We start from the raw sequence: 7,358 nt of genomic DNA, 5'->3' as shown, positions 1-7,358 counted from the left end.
GTCGCGAGGACGGCCAGCTGCTAGGCGCCCGGAGCGCAGGAACCGGAACGTACTTCCTGTACGTGAGGATTCCGAGCGCCGCGCAACGCCGCAGATGGTCGCCGCAGTAGGTTTTCAACAGCCGGCTAAGCGCGGGCCCACAGCTCGCCCAGCCTCTCGGGCAGCAGGGCCAGGATCTCGTCCGACAGCACCGGTGCGGCCGCGGCCGTCGCGCGCGCCAGCACCAGGCCGCCCACCAGGGCCGACAGGGCGAGGACCGCGCGGGCCTTGTCCTCCTCGGTCGGCGCATCGGCCAGGCTGCCGTCCGGCCGATGCGTGGCCAGAGCCTGCAGATAGCCGGCAATGCCCTCGGTCAAGGCCGCGGCGATGGGGCCTTCGGCGCGCGCCGCATCGACGGCCAGCGCCGCGATCGCGCAGCCCTCGCCGGGGTGGTCGCGGTGTTCGGCACGCAGATAGCGCTGGAAATAGGGCCCCGCGTCGCCGCGATGCTGGCCCAGCGAGGCCTGCAGCTTCGCCAGGGTCTGGCCCAGCGACTGCTGGCAGGCCTCGGCCGCCAGCGCATCCTTGGACGGGAAGCGGCCGTAGAAGCCGCCATGGGTGAAGCCGGCCTCGCGGCTGATCTCGGCCACGCCGACACCGGCGAAGCCGCGCTCGCGATAGAGCCTGGCGGCGGCATCGACGATGGCCTGGCGGTTCTCGGCGGACTGGGCTTTGCTGACCTTCATAAGTCGGAGATTGTAGTGATTCCCCCGTTTTTGAGTGCGGTCATCATCAAATGCATATATTACGATCATCATCAATAAAACAAGACGCCTCACATGCTCGCTCCCCGCCTCTCGGCCTGGCTGACCGCCCGCGGCCTGCACTTCAGCTGGGTGATCGCCGCGCTGACCTTTCTCACCATGCTCTTCATGTCGGCCGCGCTGGGCCTGCCCGGCGCGATGCTGCAGCCGCTGGCCAAGGAATTCGGCTGGAGCACCGGCGAGATCTCCTCGGCGCTGGCGCTGCGCTTCGCGCTGTTCGGCCTGATGGGACCGTTCGCCGCGGTGCTGATGGAGCGCTTCGGCCTGCGCGTGGTGGTCAGCGTCGCGCTGGCCCTGGTCGGCGCCGGCATGCTGCTGGCCGCCTTCATCACCCAGCTGTGGCAGTTGGTCGTGCTGTGGGGCCTGCTCTTGGGCCTGGGCAGCGGCATGACCGCCCTGGTGCTGGGCGCGGTGGTGTCGAACCGCTGGTTCGCCACGCGCCGCGGCCTGGTGATGGGCGTGCTGACCGCCAGCGCCGCCACCGGCCAGCTGGCCTGCCTGCCGGTCGCCGCCTGGATGATCGAGCAATGGGGCTGGCGCTCGCCACTGGCGCCGCTGGCGGCGATCTGCCTGGTGGTGATGGCCCTGGTGTGGCTGCTGATGCACGACCGGCCGGCCGACCTGGGCCTGCGCGCCTACGGCGAGGCTGCCGACGCGCCCGCGCCGGTCGCGCCGCCGCGCATGGGCTTCGCCACGCCCTTCGTCGCGCTGCGCGAGGCCAGCCGCGAGCCGACCTTCTGGCTGCTGTTCGGCACCTTCTTCATCTGCGGCCTGTCGACCAACGGCCTGGTGCAGACCCATTTCATCTCGCTGTGCGGCGACTACGGCCTGGCGGCGCTGCCGGCCGCCTCGGTGCTGGCGCTGATGGGCGTGTTCGACTTCATCGGCACGATCGCCTCGGGCTGGCTCTCCGACCGCTACGACACGCGCAAGCTGCTGTTCTGGTACTACGGCCTGCGCGGCCTCTCGCTGCTGTGGCTGCCGCATGCCGAGTACACGCTCTACGGCCTGTCGCTGTTCGCGGTGTTCTACGGCCTGGACTGGATCGCCACCGTGCCGCCCACGGTCAAGCTGACCGCCGAGCGCTTCGGCGCCGCGCGCGTGGGCCTGGTGTTCGGCTGGATCTTCGCGGCGCACCAGATCGGCGCCGCGGTGGCGGCCTGGGGCGCAGGCCTGTCGCGCGGCCTGCTCCTGAGCTATTCGCCGGCGCTCTACACGGCCGGCGCGGCCTGCCTGCTGGCCGCGCTGATGGCGGTGGCGATCCGGCGCCGCTCAGTCCCGGTCCGCGCCTAGGCGCGCGAACACCAGCTCCAGCAGCGCGCGCAGCCGCGCCAGCCGGCGCAGGTCGCGGTGGTAGCCCAGCCAGACCTCGCGGCCCGGCGGCGCGGCCTGGCCGCGCAGCGCCACGCGCTGCAGCCCCGGCTGCGCATCGCCCAGCGGACGGGGCAGCACCGCCAGGCCCAGGCCGGCCGCGCAGGCGCGCGCCTGCGCCTCGCGGCTGTTGCTCTGGAAGGCCACGCGCGCGCGCGGCAGGCGCTCGCGCAGCCATTGCGCGTCGGGCATCTCGCTGAAGGCCGCGTCCATCGTCACCAGGGCCAGCCCTTCGCCGGCGCCGCCCGTCTTGGGGCGCGCGGCGCCGCGCGCCTGGTAGAGCCCGTAGTCGATCCGCATCAGCCGGCGCGCCACGATGTCGGGCTCGTCGAAGGGCTTGATGCGGAACAGCAGGTCGGCCTCGCGCCGCGCCAGGCTCAAGAGGCGCGCGTCGGTCAGCAGCTCCAGGGTCACGCCGGGATGGGCCGCGCCGAACTCGGCCAGCACCGGGGTCAGCAGGTGCACGCCGAACCAGTCGGACGAGGAGATGCGCAGCAGCCCCTGCAGCGCCCCGCCCTGCCCCGCCAGCACGCGCTGCAGGCCGAGCGCCTCCTCCTCCATGCGTTCGGCATGGGCCAGCACGGCCGCGCCCTCGTCGGTCAGCACCAGGCCCTGGGTGCTGCGTTGGAACAGGCGCTGGCCCAGCGCCGCCTCCAGCGCCGTCAGCCGCCGGCCCATCGTCGGCTGGCTCCGGCCGGTCAGGCGCGCGGCCCCGCCCAGCGAGCCGGCCCGCACCACGGCCAGGAAGATGCGCAGGTCGCTCCATTCCATCATCGGTCCATCATACAAATCTGCATCAAGCAAAGACATTTCTGTCGATTCCAATTCAGATCTGAAATTTCAACAATGAAGCCATCCCTTTCAAGCGGAGCTTCACCGTGACGAACCCTATCCCCCTGATGCAGGCCCTGCGCGTCGACCAGGTCGACGGCCCCTTCCAGCGCGTCAGCCTGCCGCGCCCCGTGCCCGCCGAAGGCCAGGTGCTGGTGCGCATCCAGGCCAGCGGCGTCAACCCGCTGGACACCAAGATCCGCGCCGGCCGCGCCGCCCATGCGCACCAGCCGCTGCCCGCGGTGCTGGGCCTCGACCTGGCCGGCGTCGTCGCGGAGGTCGGCCCCGGCGTGACGCGCTTCGCGGTGGGCGATGAGGTCTTCGGCATGGCCACCGGCATCGGCGGCGCCCAGGGCTCGCTGGCCGAGTACGCCGCGGTCGACGCGCGGCTGCTGGCCGGCAAGCCGGCGACGCTGTCGATGCGCGAGGCCGCCGCCCTGCCCCTGGTGGCGATCACCGCCTGGGAAGGCCTGGTGGACCGCGCCGCGGTGCGCGCGGGCCAGACCGTGCTGGTGCATGGCGGCGCCGGCGGCGTCGGTCATGTGGCGCTGCAGCTGGCGCTGGCGCGCGGCGCCCGGGCCTTCGCCACCGTCAGCGCCGAGCAGGCCGCGCTCGTCGAGGCCTATGGCGCAACGGCCATCGACTACGAACGCGACACGGTGGCCGGCTATGTGCAGCGCCTCACCGGCGGCGCCGGCTTCGACATCGTGTTCGACACGGTGGGCGGCGCCACGCTGGACGCCTCCTTCCAGGCCGCGCGCGTCTACGGCGGCCATGTGCTCAGCGCGCTGGGCTGGGGTACGCATGCGCTGGCGCCGCTGTCCTTGCGCGCCGCCAGCTACTCGGGCGTGTTCACCCTGCTGCCCCTGCTGAGCGGCCAGGGCCGCGAGCGCCATGGCGAGATCCTTGACGAAGTGGCCGCGCTGGTGGACGCCGGCAGCCTGAGGCCGCGCCTGGATCTGCGCCGCTTCGGCCTGGCCGACATCGAGGCGGCTCACGCGCTGGTGGCCGAGGGCCGCGCGCAGGGCAAGGTGGTGATCGAGATCGATCGCTGAGAAGCGTCAAAGCCTTGCTTATCGTCAAACAGCCGTCACAAACGAGCGACATACTGCGAAGCACCGAGGCGAGAACCGGCTGCAAATTGGGCAGAGACCTGGAACCCGTGACCAGCGCCGACGTAGGAAGAACCCGTCGCCACCCCTGCGGTGATGTCCGGTAAGAGAGGGCCAATCCCGCAAGGGACTGGCCCTTTGCTTTTGTGGCGCCGCGTGCACATGAGGCTTGACCGGCGCGCGCCGCCGGCCGCACATTACGCCCTCGTCTTCAACTCAACACGGGAGTCCGCCATGGCCGCATCTGATCTTGCCCTGCCGTCGTCGGCCGCCACTCCCGTGCTGCGCGCCCCGGAAGCCTAACAGCGCTTCCCGCCGCCGCCGCGCTCGCGCGGCCGACGCAACGACCTTCCCCCCCTTTGGGACCTTTGGGACCTTTGGGATCTAGGACCTGGACCGGCACACCGGCTCCGGCCCGGAACCGTTCGTTCGTCGGAAAACATCATCATCATGCTCGAGACCCTCGACATCGAGGCCCTGCGCGCGCTGGGCCTGAATCCTTCCATGCTTTCCCAAGTGACCGGACTCGAAGCCGGCCCCGCCACCCGGCTGTGGCGCGTCACCGAGGTGCAGCGCGATCGCCTGAGCCTGCAGTCCCCGACCGGCGCCTGCCGCGCCCACCTGCTGCCGGCCCTGCAGCAGCAGCTGTTCGCCAGCGGCGAGCAGCTGGCCGTCGGCGACTGGGTGCTGGCCGACACCCAGGGCGAGCAGACCTGGGTGCAGCAGCGCGTGCCGCCGCTGAACACGCTGTCGCGCCGCGACCCCGAGGGCCAGCGCCAGGCCCTGGTCAGCAATGTGGACACGGCCCTGCTGGTGATGGGCCTGGACCATGACTTCAAGCTGGCGCGCCTGGACCGCTACCTGGTGCTGACGCGCGCGGCCGGCGTCGCCAGCGTGGTCGTGCTCAGCAAGGCCGATCTGTGCCGCGACGTGGAGGCGCGCCTGGCCGAGGTGGAGGACCATCTGGCCCACAGCCGCCGGTCCGATGGCGGCGTGATGGCCGTGCTGGCGGTCGACGGCACGCAGGCCACGACGCGCGCGCGCCTGGCGCCCTGGCTGGGCCCGGGCCAGACCCTGGTGCTGCTCGGCTCCAGCGGTGCCGGCAAGTCCACCTTGACCAACACCCTGTGCGAGGCCGCGCTGCAGGACACCGGCACGGTGCGCGCGGACGACAGCCGCGGCCGCCACACGACGACGGTGCGCACCTTGCACCGCAGCGCCGACGGCGCCTGCATCATCGACACGCCGGGCCTGCGCGGCCTGCAGCTCGACGCCAGCAGCGCCGAGCTGGAGCAGGCCTTCGACGACGTGTCCGCGCTGGCCCGGCATTGCCGCTTCCGCAACTGCAGCCACCAGGAGGAGCCCGGCTGCGCGGTGCGCGCCGCGCTGGCGCCGGCGCGGCTCAAGAGCTACCAGAAGCTGCAGCGCGAGGCGCGGCGCGAGGGCATGAGCGTGCAGGACCGCCACGAGCTGATGCGCCAGTGGAAAGAGCGCAGCCGCGCTGCGCACGCGCATATCCGCAGCAAGCGCGGCGGGGCTTAGACTGGCGGCCTCAGAGGAGGAGCGCCAGCCATGAGCAGCAGCCTGCAGACCCGCATCGATGCCCTGTTCGCCGACCTCGCCGGGCGCCCCGCCCCCGGCTATGCGCTGGGCGTGATGCAGGACGGCGAGCTGCTGCTGGCCAAGGGCTACGGCCTGGCCAGCCTGGAGCAGCGCGCGCCGCTGCGTGCAGACAGCCTGCTGCGCATCGCCTCGGTGTCCAAGCAGTTCACGGTGGCGGCGGTGCTGCTGCTGGAGCGGCGCGGCCTGCTGAGCCAGGACGACGATGTGCGGCGGCATCTGCCCGAGCTGCCCGAATGGCCGCAGCCGGTGCGCATCGGCCATCTGATGCGCAACACCAGCGGCCTGCCCGACATGCTGGAGCTGCTGCGCCTGGGCGGCGTGCAGATGGACCAGCGCATCACGCGCGCCCAGCTGCTGCAGGTGATCGCGCGCTGCCGGCATCTGAACTTCGCGCCGGGCAGCCGTTTTCTCTACTGCAACAGCGGCTTCGCGCTGCTGGGCCTGATCGCCGAACGCGTCGGCGGCCAGAGCCTGGACGAGTTCCTGCGCCGCGAGTTCTTCGAGCCGCTGAACATGGGCTCGACCCGCATGCTGGTCGAGAGCGACCTGCCGCTGGCGGGCCTGGCCACGCCCTATCTGGGCGATGGCCGCGGCCAGTGGAGGCGCGCCCAGCATGGCTTCGAGCATGGCGGCGAGGGCGGCATGGTCTCCAGCGTGCAGGACCTGCTGCTGTGGGCCGCCCATCTGCTGGAGCCGGCGGCCGGCGTGGCCGATGTGTCGGCCGCGCTGATGGCCAGGGTGCCGCTGGCCGGCGGCTTCGCCTCGCCCTATGCGCACGGCCTGGAGCATGGCGAGCTGGACGGCCTGGGCACCATCGGCCATGGCGGCCTGTGGCCGGGCTTCCGCACCGAGTTCCTGCTGCTGCCCGAGGCCAAGCTGGCCATCGTCGCGATCACCAACGATGGCGCCAACAACCCGTACAAGCGCGCCCGCGAGGTGGCGCGCCTGCTGCTGAACAAGCCGGCCGCGGCGCCCCGCCCCGCGGCAGCCGACACGCTGGCCGGGCTGTGGCTGGACCCCGAACTGGGCCAGCTGCTGGAACTGACGGCGCTGAAGAGCGGCCAGTTGATGGCGCATCAATGGGGCATGCCCTTCGAGCTGCAGCAGCAGGCCGACGGTCGCTGGCAGCCGCTGCGCGGCGCCTACGAGCTGGAGATTCCCGCCGAGCCGCTGGACGCCGAAGGCCGGCTGCGGCTGGACATCGGTGCCGGCCGCCAGGCACGCTGCCACCGCCTCGCCGAGCGCCCCGCCCTGCCGCCGGGGCTGGACGGCGAGTTCTGCGGCGCCGACTGCGCCAGCCGCTGGCGCATCGCCGGCAGCGAGCTGTGGGCCGAGGGGCCGCTGCTCAAGCTGCCCGGCCCCTGGACCCTGCGCGGCCTGGATGGCGATCTGGTCGAGCTGCATGGCCAGGGCTACTGGATGCAGAGCAGCCAGCTGCTGCGCCTGACGCGCGATGCGGCCGGCCGCGTGAGCGGGTTCACGGTCGACAGCGCGCGCATCAAGGGCCTGCGCTTCGAGCGCAGCAGCGCCTGAACGCCACAGTTTCTGTAAAGAATTTAAAACCCTTGGCCCCCGCGCGGTCGGGAGACGGCGGCTCATGCGAAGCTGGCGGCCCCTG

At 72.0% G+C, this 7,358-nt stretch carries 6 protein-coding genes; 4 read left to right on the top strand and 2 right to left on the bottom strand.

The genetic code is table 11. The features are described from left to right. Nucleotides 1–125: 125 nt before the first annotated feature. Entirely contained in the window at nt 126–725 is a 600-nt protein-coding gene (locus AC07OQ_RS23580; RefSeq protein WP_495055585.1) for a TetR/AcrR family transcriptional regulator, read from the bottom strand. Between the two features lie 93 nt (nt 726–818). Here AC07OQ_RS23580 and AC07OQ_RS23575 point away from each other — a divergent pair, with 93 nt between their 5' ends. Further along, nucleotides 819–2,096 carry an MFS transporter gene (locus AC07OQ_RS23575; RefSeq protein ID WP_495055584.1) on the top strand — a complete coding sequence of 426 codons (1,278 nt, stop codon included), beginning with the start codon at nt 819–821 and terminating at the stop codon, nt 2,094–2,096. On the opposite strand, the gene AC07OQ_RS23570 is transcribed toward AC07OQ_RS23575, so the two are convergent. After that, the gene (locus tag AC07OQ_RS23570) at nt 2,076–2,945 is read right to left on the bottom strand and encodes a LysR family transcriptional regulator (protein ID WP_495055587.1); all 870 of its coding nucleotides are present in this window, start codon (nt 2,943–2,945) and stop codon (nt 2,076–2,078) included. The two genes, AC07OQ_RS23575 and AC07OQ_RS23570, sit on opposite strands and share 21 nt — an antisense overlap. 128 nt (nt 2,946–3,073) lie before the next feature. Between AC07OQ_RS23570 and AC07OQ_RS23565 the strand changes: the two genes are divergently transcribed. The 3 genes from AC07OQ_RS23565 to AC07OQ_RS23555 all read left to right on the top strand — a co-directional run bounded on the left by AC07OQ_RS23565 (nt 3,074) and on the right by AC07OQ_RS23555 (nt 7,273). Next, nucleotides 3,074–4,060 (top strand): zinc-dependent alcohol dehydrogenase family protein, encoded by a 987-nt coding sequence (locus tag AC07OQ_RS23565; RefSeq protein ID WP_495055586.1) that lies wholly within the window; start codon nt 3,074–3,076, stop codon nt 4,058–4,060. 507 nt (nt 4,061–4,567) lie between these two features. Continuing rightward, nucleotides 4,568–5,659 carry a ribosome small subunit-dependent GTPase A gene (rsgA, locus tag AC07OQ_RS23560; protein WP_495055583.1) on the top strand — a complete coding sequence of 364 codons (1,092 nt, stop codon included), beginning with the start codon at nt 4,568–4,570 and terminating at the stop codon, nt 5,657–5,659. 30 nt (nt 5,660–5,689) lie between these two features. After that, nucleotides 5,690–7,273: a serine hydrolase domain-containing protein gene (locus AC07OQ_RS23555; protein WP_495055582.1), complete on the top strand. Its 1,584-nt coding sequence runs from the start codon at nt 5,690–5,692 to the stop codon at nt 7,271–7,273. Nucleotides 7,274–7,358 lie beyond the last annotated feature (85 nt).

It is taken from the genome of Roseateles sp. GW821-FHT09B06, assembly GCF_059418245.1.
Note: the sequence above shows the minus strand (reverse complement) of the source record. Positions and strands in the feature narration are given on the sequence as shown.

Bases quoted from the DNA above. Each gene is read 5' to 3' on its own strand.
- AC07OQ_RS23565 (WP_495055586.1), top strand. From the start codon at position 3,074: ATGCAGGCCCTGCGCGTCGACCAGGTCGACGGCCCCTTCCAGCGCGTC.
- AC07OQ_RS23555 (WP_495055582.1), top strand. From the start codon at position 5,690: ATGAGCAGCAGCCTGCAGACCCGCATCGATGCCCTGTTCGCCGACCTC.
- AC07OQ_RS23575 (WP_495055584.1), top strand. From the start codon at position 819: ATGCTCGCTCCCCGCCTCTCGGCCTGGCTGACCGCCCGCGGCCTGCAC.
- AC07OQ_RS23570 (WP_495055587.1), bottom strand. From the start codon at position 2,945: ATGGAATGGAGCGACCTGCGCATCTTCCTGGCCGTGGTGCGGGCCGGC.
- AC07OQ_RS23580 (WP_495055585.1), bottom strand. From the start codon at position 725: ATGAAGGTCAGCAAAGCCCAGTCCGCCGAGAACCGCCAGGCCATCGTC.
- rsgA (WP_495055583.1), top strand. From the start codon at position 4,568: ATGCTCGAGACCCTCGACATCGAGGCCCTGCGCGCGCTGGGCCTGAAT.